This window comes from Gramella sp. MT6 (assembly GCF_019357415.1).
Classification (GTDB): domain Bacteria; phylum Bacteroidota; class Bacteroidia; order Flavobacteriales; family Flavobacteriaceae; genus Christiangramia.
This window is the reverse complement of sequence record NZ_CP048410.1, coordinates 391,776-409,778: the sequence shown is the minus strand read 5'-3', so window position 1 is coordinate 409,778 and position 18,003 is coordinate 391,776. Positions and strand designations below refer to the sequence as shown.

Below are 18,003 nucleotides of genomic sequence, written 5' to 3'. Positions count from 1 at the left end.
AATTGATAACTTAGATGGGATTTTTAAATCCCATCTTTTTATTTACAACATACTCTATGAAAAAATTTTTACTACTCTGTCTGTATTTGATAGCTTGTTTCCCGGCTTTGTCCCAGCAAAAAACAGAATTAGAACTCCTGGATATTTTCAACTATGAATTTGTCTCAGATCCGCAAATCTCACCCAATGGAGAAAAGATAGTTTATGTAAGGAATTTTAAAGATGTTATGACAGATAAGAACCTGTCAAATTTATGGATCATCAATTCAGATGGTTCACAAAACCGGCCTCTTACTACCGGAAACCAGAATGATCTGAATCCACGTTGGTCCAGTGATGGAAAAAGACTGGTTTTTCAGTCTAATATGCAGGACGATAAGATGAAGCTATTCTTAATGTGGGTAGATTCAAAGGAATACTTTCCATTAACAAATTCCACACAAAGTCCCGGTGAGGCTACCTGGTCCAATGATGGGAAATACCTGGCTTTTACTATGTTCGTTCCCGCTAAATCTGAAACTTTTATAGAATTACCTTCAAAACCCGAAGGAGCAAAATGGAATGATGCGCCAAAATTTATCGATAAACTTAATTATCGCGGCGACGGTCAGGGCTACTTAAAGGAAGGTAATGATCAGATCTTTATTATTTCTACGAATGGTGGTACCCCAAGACAATTAACAAGTTCTGATTTTGACCATGGAACCCCGGTTTGGTCTGCAGATGACAGGAAATTATATTTCTCTGCAAACATGCACGAAAATGCGGATCTTGATCCTATGAATTCTGAGATCTATGAACTTGAAATTGGAAGCGGGAATGTACAGGCAGTAACCAGCCAGCAGGGGCCTGCTTCAAATCCTGTAGTATCTCCAAATGATAATACCATTGCCTATTTAGGATTCGTGGATGAATACCTGGGATACCAGATCAGTGATATTTATATAAAAGATGCCAATGGAACTGAGTCTGAACTCATATCTGGTGATTTTGACCGGAATATTGAAGATTTAAAATGGGATGGTAAGGGCAAAGGTCTTTATTTCCAGTATACAGATCACGGAAAAACTAAAATAGGATATGCAGATCTAAAAGGCAATACCAGGGAAATAACAAGTGATCTTGGTGGACTTTCTCTTGGCCGGCCTTATAATTCCGCTGCTTTCTCGGTTTCAGACAACGGAGATCTGGCTTTTACCTATGGTACAACTGAAAATCCTGCAGACCTGGCTATTCTGGACGGAAAGAAAATGAAAAGGCTAACTAATCTCAATGAAGACCTTTTCGCTTTCCGCAAGCTTGGCAATGTGGAAGAGATGACCTGGAAATCATCTTATGATGAGCGAGAGATACAGGGATGGCTGGTGACTCCGCCAGATTTTGACCCTTCAAAAAAATATCCCTTTATTCTGGAGATCCATGGAGGACCATTCGCCAGTTATGGTAGTGTATATTCAGCAGAGATTCAGGCTTATGCCGCCGCCGGTTATGTGGTATTATATTCAAACCCTAGAGGAAGCAGTGGTTACGGAAAGGAATTTGGAAATTTAATTCATCACGATTATCCCAACCATGATTATGAAGATCTGATGTCTGGAGTAGATGCAGCTGTAGCCAAAGGTTTTGTAGATGAAGATAATTTGTTCGTGACTGGAGGTAGTGGCGGCGGAGTCCTTACAGCCTGGATTGTTGGAAAAACAGATCGTTTTCGTGCAGCAGTAGTAGCCAAACCTGTGATCAACTGGTATAGTTTTGTCCTGTATGCTGATGGGCCGGGATTTTTCAGTAAATACTGGTTTCCTAATAAACCCTGGGAAGATCCCGAACCTTATTTGAAAAGATCTCCTATTTCTTACGTTGGGAATGTTACTACACCAACAATGTTGCTAACAGGAGAGGAAGATTACCGAACACCTATCGCTGAATCTGAACAATTTTATACAGCTTTAAAACTAGAGGGAGTTGAAACCGCCATGGTAAGAATTCCAGGTGCTTCTCATGGTATTGCCAATAAGCCCAGTAACCTAATCGCAAAAATATCGGCGGTGCTGGCCTGGTTCGAAAAATACCGCGAAGAGGATTAACCAAGTAAGCTGAAAGTATACCGATTTACACCTAGAATCATTAAAAAAAATTATTAGTGCAATGAAACAAATAACACTCTCCGGATTATTAAGCATTTTTTTTGGAATTATTTGTAGTGCTCAGGATGGGGGAATCAATAAGGAAGACACACGTCTTTTATCTCAACCGGCCATAAGCGATTCGAAAATAGCATTTATTTACGCTGAAGATCTTTGGGTAGCCAATAAAGACGGATCAAATCCTAAAAGACTTACCGTAGATGAAGGAGTAGAGCGAAACCCCATATTCTCACCAGATGGAAAATCTATCGCCTTTAGCGCTGAATACGATGGGAATACCGATGTGTTTATAGTGCCTACAGAAGGTGGTATACCAAAAAGACTCACCTGGCATCCTTATGCAGATATCGTTCGGGATTTTACGCCAGATGGTAAGAATGTATTATTTCTTTCTCAACGTAGTGTTTTCACAAACCGCTACGCAAGCCTTTTCAAAGTAGATATAGAGCAGGGAAATGTGGAACCTTTAAAGATCCCGAATGCTAATTGGGCCACTTATAATTCTGATGGTAGTTTTATAGCATATACTCCAATAAGTGACCGTTTTGACCAATGGAAAAATTACCGCGGGGGGACGGCAACCAGGATATGGATCTATGATACTAAAACCTTTGAAGTTTCTGAGGTGCCAAAACCTGAAGGTGGAAGTAATGATTCCAATCCACAATGGTTAAATAATAAAGTGTTTTTCAGAAGTGACCGGGACGGGGAATTTAATATCTATAGTTATGATCCCGGAGTGAAAGAGGTAACAAAACATACGAGTTTCGAAGATTTCCCGGTACTGGATCTTTATGCCAATAAAGGTCAGATCATTTTTGAGCAGGCGGGTTACCTGCATACCTTAGATCCAAATACCGGCAATACCAGCAAAATAAAAGTGGGTATTGCTACAGACCTGCTGGAATTAAGACCTCGTTTTGTAAAGGGAGATGAATATGTTAGGGGCGTAGGAGTATCGCCAACTGCGGTAAGGGTAGTTATGGACTACAGAGGTGACATTGTTACCTTTCCTGCCGAAAAAGGTGATCCCAAAAATATTACTTCCACTCCCGGGGTTCATGAACAGGATCCTTCCTGGTCACCAGACGGCAAAACCATAGCTTATTTTTCAGATGAGTCTGGGGAGTATGCCTTGCACCTATATGATCAGAATGAAAATTCACCGGTAAAAAAGGTAGAGCTGGATGGGGCAGGTTTTTATGCGTATCCGCACTGGTCTCCAGATAGCAAGAAGATAGCTTTCGTAGACAACAGTAGAAGTCTGTACGTGTATGATTTGGATAAGAATTCTGTAAAAAAGGTCGCATCAGATGTACTTTATACTCCAGGTGTTTTCCGGGAATTGTTCGGCGACTGGTCTCATGATTCAAAATGGATCACTTATACCATTATTACGGGGACCAATTTTGAACAGGCCTTTGTTTATTCCCTGGATGAAAATAAATCCTATCCGGTTTCAGATGGTTATTCCAATGTGATGTCTCCTGAATTCGATCCTAGCGGAAAATACCTTTATATGCTGGCTTCAACAGATGCTGGACCTGTAGTAAACTGGTTCGATCAGTCCAACCAGGATATGGAGATGAGCAGTTCCATCTACCTTGTTACCCTTCAGAAGGATGTGGTTTCACCATTTTTTAAAGATAATGATGTGGAAGTGATCCAGAAAAAGGAAGAGGAGGAAGAGAAGAAGAAAAAGGCTGAAGAGGAAAATAAGAAGCCTGATACTCCTCCTTTGAAAATAGATTTTGAGAACCTGGAAAACAGGATCGTAGATGTTCCTGTTCCTGCCGGAGTTTATGAACATCTTGAAGCTCCTAAGGAGGGTGAGTTATATTATTTAAAGTTCTCCCAGCATGAAGATGGACCTGGTGAATTAAGGAAATATGATCTGAAAGAAAAGAAGGATACGCTTATCATGTCTGCTTCAGAATATGAGATTTCGGCCAATGCGGAAAAGATTCTATATAGAAAAGAAGGAAAAACAGGCATTGCCGAATTAGGAAAAAAACCAGATAAACCAATGCTGGATCTGGGTAGCGTTCAGATTAAAATAGATCCCCGGGAAGAATGGAAGAATATTTTCAATGAGGCCTGGAGAGTAAACCGTGATTATTTTTATGATCCTAATATGCATGGAGCCGACTGGGATCAAATGAAAGAAAAATACAGTCAGTTTTTACCGCATATAACCACCCGAAGTGACCTCTACGAGGTTATGGAGTGGATGTTCAGTGAATTGGGCGTAGGGCACCATCGTTTCTCCAGCAGGGGTGATGAATTTGAAACTTCAGAAAATATAAAAGGCGGACTGCTGGGTGCCGATTATGAAGTAGCAAATGGCCGCTACAGGATCAGCAAAATATATGGTGGGTTAAACTGGAACCCTAACATGCGTTCCCCTTTAACCGAGCCTGGGGTAAATGTTAATGAAGGGGATTATATACTGGCTGTTGACGGTGAGGAAGTTACTGCCAGTGATAACCTTTTCAAATATTTTGAAAATACAGCCAATAAGATCGTGACGCTCACCGTGGGCTCAAGTCCTGATATGAAGAATTCCCGAAAAGAAAAGGTGATCCCGGTAGAAAATGAATGGGATCTAAGAAATCGCGACTGGATCGAGGGCAATATCAAAAAAGTGAATGAGGCGACCAATGGTCAGGTGGCTTATGTATATGTGCCAAATACGGCAGATGCCGGCCATGAATATTTCAAAAGGTATTTCTATCCACAGGCCGATAAAAAAGCGGTCATCATTGATGAACGTTTTAACGGAGGCGGTCAGTTAGCAGATTATTATATAGACATGCTGAAAAAGCCTCAACAGGCCTACTGGAATTTTAGATATGGAGAAGATCTAAAATCTCCGAGTGCCTCCATACAAGGGCCAAAGGTGATGCTTATCGATGAAACTGCTGGTTCTGGTGGAGATTATCTGCCCTGGATGTTCAGGAAATTCAATTTAGGAACGATCATAGGAAAAAGAACCTGGGGTGGACTTGTGGGCGTACTTGGTTATCCTGAATTCATAGATGGTGGAATAGTTACCGCACCCAATGTCGCTTTTTATACTGAAGACGGTTTCAGGGTAGAAAATGAGGGAGTTCCACCAGATATCGAGGTAGAGCAGTTGCCTAAAGAAGTGATAGAGGGAAATGATCCTCAATTGCAAAAGGCGATTGAAGTTGTGATGAAGCAGTTGAAAGAAAATCCACCTAAAAAAGTGGAAAGGCCAGATTATCCTATTCGAGGTAATAATTAGATCCTTCACAAAAAATATAGCTTATGCTTCCTGTTCAATAAAAACAAGGAAGAGGTCAATTTTTCGATCAACTCAAAATATCTTTAAGCTTGTAAGTGTTTGTTATCTAATTATTTACTAGATTAGAAGTGATAATTCAGTTAAAAGTGAAAAATGGTTTCCTAAGCAGAGGATAGTTAATTTTTTAACTGAAAATTCATTTAAAATCAATCAAAAGCATATAGTCATGAATAACCAACAGCAACACTGGACCAAGACCGAACTTCAGATCTATATCTTAATGCTATGTGCAAATGCCGACTCAAAGGTGACGGAGGAAGAGCTTAGTTTAATTAAATCCAAAACAGATAAAGAGACCTTTGATAAAATATATCAGGAATTTTCCGGGGATACAGAGGAGGAGAGTCTTGAAAAGATTCAGGATAATCTGGTGATGCATGAATATTCCCATAAGGAACTTGCAAAATTGAGAAAGGAGATGTTTGAGATCTTCTTTTCTGATAAAAAGTTCAGCATGATGGAAAATACCCTGGATAAGATCCTGGATAATATACTTTATTAAGAGAAAGCTATAGTTCAATATTGTTTTAGTCGGTACCGGGAATACGGTTATGCCGGCAAGACTCCTTTTTTAAAGTTTTAATTTTCTGTGATCTATTAATTAAACCGCTCAAATTCCGGAAGTATTTATGGAAGAATCTGAAAACAAAACCTTTCCGCACTTAAAGAATAAACATACAGATGATCTTATTGACCATTATTGGGGTAGTATAAGTTATGTTTCCAGTTTAATTAAGGCTTCAGAGATAAAGGCTGGTTTGATTCTTTCTTTCTACGGTATCCTGCTGAATTTTGTTTATCAGAATATTAGTATTGTTCTCGACCATTTTGAAGATGATACTATCATTTTTATACTACTGGCAGTTTGGTTCTCCTGTGCCGTAGTTTCTATTTATTACAGCATTAGGTGTTTCATGCCGCGTATCGAATCAAAATATGACAAGAATATATTTTTCTTCGGGGATGTGATCTCCAAGTTTGGGGATATCAAGCAATTCTCCCGTACCTTTTTTAGTATCAGCCTGGATGAGGAAAAGTTATTCGATCAGTTAGGGCAACAAATATTCATTAATGCCAAGATCGCCAACCTCAAATTCAGGAACGTGCAGCGCGCCCTGAAGTTTCTGGCGATCCAATTCGTTTTACTGTTGATGATCGTGATCTATTATATCATAGCCACGTTTTTATGATGATCAGGGTTTAACATCAAATGTGAAGTTTCCAGCCCCGTTTTCAACCGTTTAGTCTTAATAATTCAAATTTTAATCGAGGTTTATGGAACAGAAGACTTTTAAGCGCGTAGAATCTATAGATCTCCTCAGAGGTTTGGTTATGGTGATCATGGCATTAGACCATGTAAGAGATTATTTTCATATTAATGCTATAACAACTAACGATCCTACCAATCTCGATACCACTACTCCAGAATTGTTCTTTACCCGCTTCATCACTCATTTTTGCGCACCTACTTTTGTGTTTTTGGCAGGTACTTCCGCGTTTTTATATGGTCAGAAAAAGTCCAGGAAACAGCTTTTCAATTTTCTTTTCAGCCGTGGACTGTGGCTTATTTTTGTTGAAATTGTTATTATGAACCTTGTATGGTGGTTCGATCCTACCTATGGTTTCATCAATTTACAGGTGATCTGGGCCATAGGTATAAGCATGGTAATACTATCTCTGCTTATCTACCTTCCCTGGAAATTAATACTGAGCATCGCTCTACTAATGATTTTCGGGCATAATATGCTGGACGGGTTTACCCTGCAGGGACAGGATCCTGCAGCTGTGATCTGGTATATTCTGCATCAGGGAGGTGCGATAAGAACCTCAGATCATCTTATTCTTTTTATGTACCCTATCATTCCGTGGGTTGGGGTTATGGCTTTGGGTTATATCTTCGGAAGTCTATATGCCTGGGATTATGACAGCGTAAAAAGAAAAAAATGGTTGTTGCTCCTGGGCCTTGTAAGTATAGCATTGTTCCTGCTACTCCGAATGCCAAATTTATATGGAGATCCTTCACCCTGGCAGGAACAGAATTCATCCATATTTACGATTCTATCTGTTTTGAATGTGACTAAATATCCGCCCTCGCTGTCCTATTTGTTGATCACCCTGGGCCCGGCCATGTTATTCCTTTTCTTAACCGAAAATATAAGGAACAACATCACCTCTTTTTTCCTGGTTTTTGGCAGGGTGCCCTTCTTTTATTATGTACTCCACGTTTTCGTGATCCATTTAGCCGCGCTTCTTGTGCTGCTGGTTTCTGGAGACGACTGGACCAAAATGATCTTCACTGAAAATATTTTCACCAACACAGAACTTCAGGGTTACGGCTATCCTTTGATCGTCGTGTACCTTATCTGGGTGATTATTGTTTTCCTTCTTTATTTCCCTAGTAAAAAGTACATGGAATTTAAACTTCGAAATAAGGATAAATGGTGGTTAAGTTATTTATAGGATAAACTGAAATTCATTTATTGTCAGAATAATAGATTTTAAGTTATTAATAATGAGTAAATTAGGCTTTTTATTTTTCGTCCCTATTTACAATGATCTTCGATTTTAATTATCTGTGGTCTTATGGCCTTAATGGCTAATAATATTATATAACAGGTAATATTCTATTGTGGTCTGGCATAGCTGACTCTTTATAATATTCTTTTTTTTAACTAAAAAGCTATTAAATATGGAAGCTAAGCCAACTTCACTCACTCCCATCAATGCCAGTCAACGAATAAGTTCTCTCGATATCATGCGGGGAATTGTTTTATTCGGAATTTTACTGATGAATATTAATGGTTTTGGCCTGGCCGGAGCCTATGCTAATCCCACAGTTACCGGCGGGGCTACCGGATGGAACCTCTATACCTGGATTGGTACTACCATGTTTTTTGAGGGGACCATGCGAGCCTTGTTTTCGCTCCTTTTCGGAGTGGGCATGTTCATTTTGTTAAGCCGTTTAGAGCAAAAGGGTGCCGGGATTAAAGCCGCTGATATTTATTTCAGAAGACTTTTATGGTTACTGGTTTTTGGTCTTATACACGGTTACTTACTTTTATGGACCGGGGAGATCCTTTATGATTACGCGTTAATGGGATTCCTGGTATATTCTTTCCGCAATTTAAAAGCTAAAACACTATTTATAAGCGCACTCCTCCTTTTTTCGGTAGGTACGGTCTGGAATTATTTTGAATACCGGCAGGATATTAAAATGCTTGATCAGGTAGAATTGGCTAAGGAATACAAAGCCTCAGGGATGGCACTTACTTCTGATATGGAAGAAGCGACCGCCAGTTGGGCCGAAATTGAAAAAAGTCGTTCCCCGGAAAAAGTTGCTGAAACCACCCAGAATATGCGGAAGGATTATTTTTCTGTGGTAGCATTCCTGGCGCCAAAGAATATGAAAACAGATACCAGCTGGTTCTATAGATATGACGTGTGGGATATACTTTCAATGATGCTCCTGGGCATCGCCCTTTTTAAATGGAACATTTTAAACGCTAAAAAAAGTTACAAGTTTTACGGGCTTGTGGTACTGGTGTGTTATGCAATAGGATTAAGCGTGAATTATTACGAGGTAAAAATGATCATGGCGGGGAATTTTTCTTTTCTGTCTATGGCGAAAGCAGGTATTACCTATGATTTGGGGAGACTTTTCATGGCTATGGGTCATGTAGGTTTAATTATGATCTTTTGTAAACTGCCCGTATTAAAGTGGCTGCAGGATTCATTATCGGCGGTGGGAAAAATGGCACTTACCAATTACGTGATGCACTCGGTGATCTGTATGTTCATTTTTACTGGGGTAGGTTTCGGACTTTTTGGTTCATTTCAGAGATACGAACTACTGTTTATCGTATTTGGCATCTGGGTATTTCAGCTTATAGTTAGCCCAATATGGCTGAGGTATTTCTATTTTGGTCCGCTGGAATGGGTATGGAGAAATCTTAGCTATAAAAAGAATCATTTATTAAGAAGACAGCGGGCAGAACCTTCGGTAATTCCTGAAAGTCCTGTTGGATGATCACAATAGTTCTCGGTAAAGGTTCATGAAGCCTTAAAAGTAGTTCAGCTTATTAATTTTAATGTTCTGATATGTAGATGTTTAAATATTGAGGTATTTCGTTACTTTTTTACTATAAAATGGATTTAATTTATTGTAATTCAGTAAATTACATAACTATTAACTACTAAATTCAACCAATTATGAAAAAAGTGATTTTATTCCTCTTGCTATTTCCCCTTTTAGGGATCGCTCAGGAGGAAAGCAGGATTCTACACATGTTCGAATTGAAGCTTAAAATGAATGAAAGGCAAAAATTCGAAGAGGGCATGAAAAAATGGAAAGATTGTTATCTTGAAAATGGCGGTACAGATACGTGGAATGTCTGGAATCGAGTACAGGGAGAAAGCGGTGTTGTTGCCGTGACCTATTTTATGGATAAATGGGCTGAAATGGACGAAGGTCCTGAAGAAGCCGATAACGCCTGCCAGGAAATTTTCCGTTCCAGTGTATTTCCTTACGTAGAAAGCATGACTCATAATATGGCTTCTACCATGCCCGATTACAGTAAATCTCCAACTTCTGGGAATAAAGTGGTTTGGGTAACCTTTTTCAGAACCAATAATTCAACAGTTTTCAATGAGGTGATCAAAGATGTTTCTTCCACTTACAAAGAAGCTAAAGGAGAACCATTGGGTTACTGGTATGACTTTGCCGGTGGAGGCCAGGATGATCCAGATTATATGGTAAGCCTGCCTTATAAGAATTTTGCCGGCCTTGATGCCGAGTGGGATGGACCATGGGATGTTTATGAGCAAAAACATGGAAAAGAGAAAATGACCGAAATGAGAGACAAATTCAGAGAGGCTTTAGACGCTTCCTGGGCGTATATGTACAAGTTGAATGAAGACCTTAGTAATCAATAGCAATAGTTTAGTTTAATTATTTGAAAAGAAGATGGCACCTTTCAGGTGTCATTTTTTTTGCCTGAAATCTACCGAAGAAGATTGCCATTTCCTGGGGTGGATCAATAATTTTTAGTTAAGGCTTGCATTCCTGAACTCCCTGCTTTCTTTTATTGAATCGAAAACATTTAAGATTTGTTGCAACTGATGTAGTTTTTCAGGCTTTTCATCCTATTTTTCGATTTAATTTACTGAAATAGAGTATATTAACTAAGTGATTTCCGCTGAATATCAGGTGGTTTTAATTATAATTCTATTTCCTATTTATCGCGGTAAAGATTTATTATCTGAAACTAATGTTCATCCCTTCAATTCCAGAAACTTATTTAATATGAGAATAACTCAAAAACATAAAAATGAGATTCTGAATATTTATCAAAAGTGGCTTGATAGTTATTTGAATGGTGATATAGATACCTACGATTCCTATTTTGATGATGATTACCATTTCATTGGTTCTACAAACAATGAAGAGTTTCTAAACCGAAAAGACACCACCGAATTCTTTAGAAAAACCAGCGATCAATTTTCGGGCAAAACCGATCTGCGAAATAATATCAAAACCGTAGAGTTGTTCGGGAATATCGCATTTATTACCCACCTGTTCGACGCATGGTTCTTGAATAAAGAAGATTGGAATTTTTACGGAAGGTTTAGGTTTTCTAATGCTCTGCACGAAACAAAAGAAGGTTGGCGATTCATTTATCAGCATTTTTCAATTCCAGACGCCAAGGCAAATGTAGGCGAGACTATAGGTTTCGACCAGATCACTGCTGAAAATTTACAATTGCGGGAAGCTATTAATAGAAGGACTAAAGAGTTGGAAGAAAAGTCCCGGGAACTTCAGGTAGAAATGGCATTGGAAAAAGTCAGGGCGAAGTCTCTGGAAATGCAGCACACCTCAGAGCTTCAGGATGTAATTAAAAGGGTTCGCCGGGAACTGCTTAAACTGGAGCTTCCAATTACGGGAGGAGCCTTTATTATTATCAATTCAGATATACAGGATGAACTTTGGTGCTGGGGGGCAGGAGGTACGGCAGATTATGTAGAAAAAGTTCATGTTCCTTTTATAGATAAACCTATTTATAAAGGCTTGATCAAAGGCATAAAAAAAGGCCCGGGTTTTTTTACCGAAGCATTTAGCAATAAAGAGAAAGTTGAGTTTTTTGAACACCTTTTCAAACATCCTCCATATTTAAATGCAGATGATTCGCATAAAAATGAAGTTTTCTCACGTGAAGGAGGTTATACCCGGTCATGTGCCATATTCCGGAACACCTCGATATTTATAATCAATCACCATGGCCGGGTGTTTACAGAATTTGAGAACAGTGTTTTAAGGAGATTCGGAAGCGTATTTGAACAGGCATATACCCGTTTTCTGGATCTTAAAAAAGCAGAGGCCCAGGCCCGGGAGGCACAGTTCGAAGCAGCTCTGGAGCGGGTTAGAAGCCGTACTATGGCCATGCAGCATTCTAATGAATTACCAGAAGCAGCGAATGTTCTTTTTAATGAAGTTCGAAAATTAGGAATTCCCGCATGGAGTGCAGGATATAATATTCTGTCGGAAGATAAGAGATCCAGTACCTGTATCATGAGTAGCGAAGGGGAATTGCAAGAGCCATTCGTATTGCCTTTAACAGAACATGAAAGTTTGATTCCCTGGCATGAAGCGATAGTTAAAAATCTTGATTTTTTTGTTTACGGGCAGGACGGTAAGGACCTGGTAGCCCATTATGATTATATGACATCTCTGCCGGAACTTAAAAGCACCTTTGAGCAATTCCAGGAGGCAGGATTAGATCTGCCTACCAAACAGTTCAATCATCTGGTGAGGTTCAATAAGGGATTTTTACTATTTATTACCTATGAGGAAGTTCCCGAAGCTCATGATATTTTTAAACGTTTCGGAAAAGTATTTGAGCAAACCTATACCCGATTTCTGGACCTCCAAAAAGCCGAAGCGCAGGCCAGGGAAGCTCAGATCGAGGCGGCTCTGGAAAGAGTGAGGTCCAGGAGTCTGGCCATGCACCATTCCTCAGAGTTGTCATCTGTGGTAGATAAACTTCTCCAGGAGTTTACAGATCTGGAATTCACACTTACCTTCTGTATTATCAATCTTATCGATGAACAGGATAAGAGCAATACCGTTTGGGCTGCAAATCCCGAAACAGGACGGGATGCCGAATCTTACTATATGAAATTTGAAGATTATCCATTTCATCACGCTATGTGGGATGCCTGGAAGGCTCAGAAAAAGCGATTTATATATACCCTTGAAGGTGAAGAGAAAAAAATATATGATGAATATCTCTATTCAGAAACTGAATTCAGGCGATTCCCTGTGCATGTTCAGGAAGCTAATAAGGCTCTTGAAAGATATGTAGCTGGCTTTACCTTTTTTGAATATAGCGGACTCCAGACAGTAAGTGAAGAACCTATTTCTGAAAATGACCTGGAAATACTGGAGCGTTTTGGTAGGGTTTTCGAGCAGGCTTACACCCGGTTTCTGGACCTTCAGAAAGCTGAAGTCCAGGCCAGAGAAGCTCAGATCGAAGCTGCTCTGGAAAGAGTGCGTAGCAGAACGATGGGAATGCAAAAAAGTTCAGAACTGGAGGAGGTTATTAAGGTCGTATTTGATCAGCTGGTCCATCTGAATTTTAATATAGAACACGCCGGGTTTATTATAGACTACAAGGAGAACGATGACATGCATATCTGGCTTACCGATAAAAATAGTATTCCTGCTGAAGTAACTGTTCCCTATATAGATACTCCTCACTGGCATAGTTTTTTAAAGGCTAAAAAGAAAGGGGATAATTTTTTTAGCAACCTGTACACATTTGAAGAGAAAAATAAGTTTTATCAGGAGTTGTTTGAAATTATTCCTGGTGTAACGGAAGAAGTAATAAGCTATTATCAAAACTGTAAAGGGCTGGCCATATCCACAGTTTTAATGGACGATGTGGGGCTTTATATAGAGAACTTTGAAGGTGAGGCCTTTTCTGAAGAAGAAAATAAAACCCTTTTAAGGTTCGGTAAGGTATTTCAGCAAACTTATACCCGTTTTCGTGACCTGGAAAAGGCCGAAGTCCAGGCCAGAGAAGCGCAGGTCGAAGCTGCCTTAGAGAGGATTCGTAGCAGATCTATAGGTATGCAGAAGAGTGAAGATCTGGCAGATCTATCATTGGAACTTGTAAAACAAGTTCAGGAACTTGGTGTGTCCACCTGGTTTTGCGCCTTCAATATTTATGATGAGGATGAGAGAGGGTCTGTAGAATGGGGTAGCAATGGCCAGGGTGTATTCCCTAAATACAGAACACCAAGAGAAGGAATTTTTCTTAAATATTATAATGCTGGCCAGCAAGGGCAATCCTTGCTGATCAACGAAATAGATGAAGACGAGTGTCCTGCACATTACGAATATTTATGCTCCCTGCCGGGAGTCGGTGATCAATTACTGCAAATGAAAGCACAGGGAATTTCTTTCCCAACCTCCCAGATAGATCATGTTGCTTTTTTTAAATATGGATATCTCATTTTTATCACCTACGAACCTGTTCCGGAATCTTACGAGATCTTTAAAAGGTTTGCCAGGGTCTTTGAACAGTCCTATACCAGGTTCCTCGATTTGCAAAAGGCTGAAGAGCGGGCAAGGGAAGCGAGGGTGGAAACAGCCCTGGAAAAAGTGAGAAGCCGTACGCTGGCTATGGAATATAGCAAAGAATTTACCGAAACCTCTATGGTCGTTTTTGAGCAGCTACTGGAACTGGGGATTTCTCCAAATAGATTATTTATAGGCCTTATCGATAGTGACCTGGACACAATAGATGCCTGGGCAACCAATGAAGACGGTACCAGGCTAGCAAATCACTTTAAGTTAGAAGCTTCAAAAAACAGTTCGATTGCCCGGATGTTAGAAGGCTGGAAGCAGGGAAAGACTTCCCAGATAATAAATATGCAAGGCAGGGAATTGCAGAATTATTTCAAGTATCTAAATGAGGAATTGAAGATCCCATTTCAGAGTGGTGTGGAACAAAAAAGGAGGATCCAGTACATGGCCTATTTTTCTGGTGGACTTATTGGTTTGGCTTCCGGAGAGGAACAGGACGAAGATGCCCTTGAATTGCTGGAACGTTTTGCGGCAGTATTTAACCTTACCTACATCCGTTTTAAAGATCTGAAAGTTGCTGAAGCGAATGCCATAAAAGCTAAGCAGGATCTTAAAGAAATAAAGGCGGCCAGGGAAAATGCCGAAAAAGCACTCACAGAACTTCAGCAAACTCAGAAACAACTTATTCAATCTGAGAAGATGGCCAGCCTGGGAGAACTAACTGCAGGAATAGCCCACGAGATCCAGAATCCGCTGAATTTCGTGAATAATTTTTCTGAAGTAAGTAATGAACTTCTAGATGAAATAGCCGAAGAAATAGAAAAGGGCGATCTGGAGGAGGTAAAAGAAATTCTAAAGGATATCAGGAATAACCTTAATAAAATTAACCATCATGGCAAGCGTGCAGATGCTATTGTAAAAGGGATGCTGCAGCATAGCAGGAAAGGTAATTCAGAAATAGAACCAACAGATCTTAATGTTTTATGTGAAGAATATCTGCGTTTGGCCTATCATGGTTTGAGAGCCAAGGATAAATCTTTTAACGCTGATCTGGAAACAGATTTTGATCCAGATCTTGGGAATGTCGCTGTGATGGCGCAGGAGATTGGAAGGGTGATCCTCAACTTGCTTACCAATGCTTTTTATGCCGTATTGCAGAAAAGAAACAGCTCCAATGATCTTTTATATGAACCAAAAGTTAGTATTTCAACTCATAAAGAAGAGAGCCAGGTGTTTATTCGTGTTAAAGATAACGGCTGTGGGATTCCTAAAAAGAACCTGGATAAGATCTTTCAGCCATTTTTCACCACGAAGCCAACCGGGCAGGGAACTGGTTTGGGGCTTAGTCTAAGCTACGATATTGTAAAGGCCCATGGTGGTGTCCTAGAAGTAGAAACTCAAAAAGGCACGGGAACAACCTTCACAATCACAATAAAAACAAACCGATGAAAATCAATCACATATTATGTATCCTTTTCTTAGCGGTATGTCTAAATAGTTTAGGCCAGACCAGCCGCGATATAGAGGATTATAAATTTAAAAAGGATAGCATAAAACAACTTATAGATAAATCTTCAGGAGACGGAACAAGAACTATAAAATTAAAGAATGAATTCGCGCGTTTGTGTTTTTTAATTCCTGAATTTGAAGATGGTTTCCTGGCTCTACAGGAAGCAAAAACACTTTCTGATAAATTGGATTATGCTGAAGGGAAAGCCATGTACTATTTAACCTTATCCTCTTTCTATTATGATCGAGACAATCCCATAAGTATTTATTATAGAAAAAAGGCTCAGCAGATCTCAAATTACTTAGAGGAAGAGCGTGATGAAAATAGCAATTTTACAGATATACTGAGGTCTGATTCAAATTTAGATGTAGAACTGTTTCAGGATCAATTTAATAAGACACTCGCAAGGGATGAATTATCAGATAACAAAGAGATACAGGCGAATCTTTTATATGCTATCGCCGGAACCTATTATCGCCTCGAGAGCCCGGAAACAGCATTAACGAAGCTAACAGAAGCTATAAACTTATTCTCAGAAATAGGTGAGATCTATCCTGCATTTCATTTATCGACCATTAAAATGGGAACCCTGGTCTATTTAGAAAAGGAAGAAGAGGCCAAAAAAATAGAGCTGGAATTGATCAAATTAATGTCTGCAGAACAGGATAAAAATAATCTGGCACTTATCCATAGTGCTATGGCAAATGGTTACAGAATGCAGGGCAGGTGGTCACTGGCTATTGAATATTACCTGAAAACCCTGGAGCTATTAGATCCCGTTGAAGATCGGGAATTGCGGATAATAGATCAGTATAACCTGGCCATAGCTTATGAGAATTATGGTATGGACAGCAGGGCGGCAGATAACTATCGCATAGCAATTGAAGAATTAGAAAAGGAAAAGGATTCCTTACGATTACGTATAGCCTATGGAACCATTGTATTTCCGCTCATTGCGATAGAAAAATATGAGGAGGCTAAAAAATATATGCAGCTTTCTCTCAAGGATACCGTAAGAAGTAAAGACTGGGCCATTGCAAGATATAACGACGCTCAGGGCCAGATATTAAAAAGCCAGGGAAAATACCAGGAAGCTATACCCTATTTTCAGAAAGCTGAACAGGGTTTCAGTAAAATAGAGGGAGTTGAATGGGCTATCGCATTTATGAATTTATACCTGGCGGAATGCCATTTTCAAATCGAAAATTATGACCAGGCTTTACAATATGCCACCGAATCCTTAAATCTGGATAGTAACGCCCAGGCTACTGAAAAGGCTACTCTTCTTTTATCCCAGATTTACGAGGAGCTTGATAATCCCGCAATGGCCTATCAGTATTTAAAAGACTATCAATTGTTAAGGTCAGAGAAAGAAAAATCTGAAGAAATAAACAGGATAGCCGATGCCGAGATACGCTCTATTTTAGATGAAAGCGAAAAGACCATAAATCTGTTAGAAAGAGAAAAATTAAAAAAAGAAAAGGAAAGTATTTTTCAGCGCTGGCTTATTATAAGTGTTTTAATTGTCTTGATTTCAGTGGTTGTCCTGGCCATAATTTTATACCGCAACAATAAGAACAAGCAAAAAGCCAATGCTCAATTAAAAAGACAAAAGAAGAAAATAGAGCAGACTTTAGATCAGCTCAAGGCTACCCAATCCCAACTAATCCAATCTGAAAAGATGGCAAGTCTGGGAGAGCTTACCGCCGGAATTGCCCATGAGATCCAGAATCCATTAAATTTTGTAAATAATTTTTCAGAAGTAAATAATGAGTTGCTCGATGAATTAGCTGAAGAAATTGAAAAAGGAAACTATGATGAGGTGAGAGTCATTTTAAATGATATCAGGAATAACCTTTATAAAATAAATCATCATGGTAAGCGCGCAGATGCGATTGTAAAAGGGATGCTGCAGCATAGCAGAAAAGAAAATTCTGAAAAAGAACCTACAGATCTAAATGTTCTATGTGATGAATATCTGCGCTTAGCTTATCATGGATTGCGCGCAAAGGATAAATCATTCAATGCTGATCTGGAAAAGGATTTTGATCCGGGGTTGGGGAAGATCAATGTCATGGCGCAGGAGATAGGGAGGGTGATCCTCAACTTACTCACAAATGCCTTTTATGCTGTACAGCAGAAAAAATGCCATACCAAGGATCCTGGGTATATGCCAAAAGTCGAAATTCTAACCAGGAAAAAACTTGATCAGGTTTGTATACAGGTAAAGGATAATGGCATTGGAATTTCCCAGAATATCCTGGATAAGGTATTTCAGCCATTTTTTACAACTAAGCCAAGTGGGCAGGGCACCGGACTTGGACTTTATCTTAGTTATGAGATCATTCAGGTACACGGTGGGGAATTAAAAATAGATACCAAAGAGGGAGAAGGAACAATATTTACTATCTTATTACCTGTTTAACACTCTGATTTT

At 39.4% G+C, this 18,003-nt stretch carries 9 protein-coding genes; all 9 read left to right on the top strand.

Annotation, left to right across the window (positions count from 1 at the left end; all coding sequences use genetic code 11):
- Positions 1 to 56: 56 nt before the first annotated feature.
- Entirely contained in the window at positions 57 to 2,084 is a 2,028-nt protein-coding gene (locus tag G3I01_RS01815) for a S9 family peptidase (RefSeq protein ID WP_219550566.1), read from the top strand.
- Between the two features lie 61 nt (positions 2,085 to 2,145).
- Positions 2,146 to 5,412, top strand: coding sequence for a S41 family peptidase (locus G3I01_RS01810; protein WP_219550565.1), 3,267 nt, complete (start codon positions 2,146 to 2,148; stop codon positions 5,410 to 5,412).
- A gap of 226 nt (positions 5,413 to 5,638) precedes the next feature.
- Entirely contained in the window at positions 5,639 to 5,974 is a 336-nt protein-coding gene (locus tag G3I01_RS01805; protein WP_219550563.1) for a hypothetical protein, read from the top strand.
- A 127-nt stretch (positions 5,975 to 6,101) separates the two neighbouring features.
- The gene (locus G3I01_RS01800; protein WP_219550562.1) at positions 6,102 to 6,662 is read left to right on the top strand and encodes a Pycsar system effector family protein; all 561 of its coding nucleotides are present in this window, start codon (positions 6,102 to 6,104) and stop codon (positions 6,660 to 6,662) included.
- An 85-nt stretch (positions 6,663 to 6,747) separates the two neighbouring features.
- The gene (locus G3I01_RS01795; protein ID WP_219550561.1) at positions 6,748 to 7,932 is read left to right on the top strand and encodes a heparan-alpha-glucosaminide N-acetyltransferase domain-containing protein; all 1,185 of its coding nucleotides are present in this window, start codon (positions 6,748 to 6,750) and stop codon (positions 7,930 to 7,932) included.
- A gap of 229 nt (positions 7,933 to 8,161) precedes the next feature.
- Positions 8,162 to 9,499: a DUF418 domain-containing protein gene (locus G3I01_RS01790; RefSeq protein ID WP_219550560.1), complete on the top strand. Its 1,338-nt coding sequence runs from the start codon at positions 8,162 to 8,164 to the stop codon at positions 9,497 to 9,499.
- Between the two features lie 182 nt (positions 9,500 to 9,681).
- Positions 9,682 to 10,404 carry a hypothetical protein gene (locus G3I01_RS01785; protein WP_219550559.1) on the top strand — a complete coding sequence of 241 codons (723 nt, stop codon included), beginning with the start codon at positions 9,682 to 9,684 and terminating at the stop codon, positions 10,402 to 10,404.
- A 370-nt stretch (positions 10,405 to 10,774) separates the two neighbouring features.
- A complete protein-coding gene (locus tag G3I01_RS01780; protein WP_219550558.1) occupies positions 10,775 to 15,505 on the top strand; it encodes an ATP-binding protein in 4,731 nt (1,576 codons plus the stop codon).
- A complete protein-coding gene (locus G3I01_RS17075) occupies positions 15,502 to 17,991 on the top strand; it encodes an ATP-binding protein (RefSeq protein ID WP_257710678.1) in 2,490 nt (829 codons plus the stop codon). Before G3I01_RS01780 ends, G3I01_RS17075 begins: the two co-directional genes overlap by 4 nt.
- Positions 17,992 to 18,003 lie beyond the last annotated feature (12 nt).

Coding starts and splice junctions, on each gene's coding strand:
- G3I01_RS01815 (WP_219550566.1), top strand. CDS start 57: ATGAAAAAATTTTTACTACTCTGTCTGTATTTGATAGCTTGTTTCCCG.
- G3I01_RS01810 (WP_219550565.1), top strand. CDS start 2,146: ATGAAACAAATAACACTCTCCGGATTATTAAGCATTTTTTTTGGAATT.
- G3I01_RS01805 (WP_219550563.1), top strand. CDS start 5,639: ATGAATAACCAACAGCAACACTGGACCAAGACCGAACTTCAGATCTAT.
- G3I01_RS01800 (WP_219550562.1), top strand. CDS start 6,102: ATGGAAGAATCTGAAAACAAAACCTTTCCGCACTTAAAGAATAAACAT.
- G3I01_RS01795 (WP_219550561.1), top strand. CDS start 6,748: ATGGAACAGAAGACTTTTAAGCGCGTAGAATCTATAGATCTCCTCAGA.
- G3I01_RS01790 (WP_219550560.1), top strand. CDS start 8,162: ATGGAAGCTAAGCCAACTTCACTCACTCCCATCAATGCCAGTCAACGA.
- G3I01_RS01785 (WP_219550559.1), top strand. CDS start 9,682: ATGAAAAAAGTGATTTTATTCCTCTTGCTATTTCCCCTTTTAGGGATC.
- G3I01_RS01780 (WP_219550558.1), top strand. CDS start 10,775: ATGAGAATAACTCAAAAACATAAAAATGAGATTCTGAATATTTATCAA.
- G3I01_RS17075 (WP_257710678.1), top strand. CDS start 15,502: ATGAAAATCAATCACATATTATGTATCCTTTTCTTAGCGGTATGTCTA.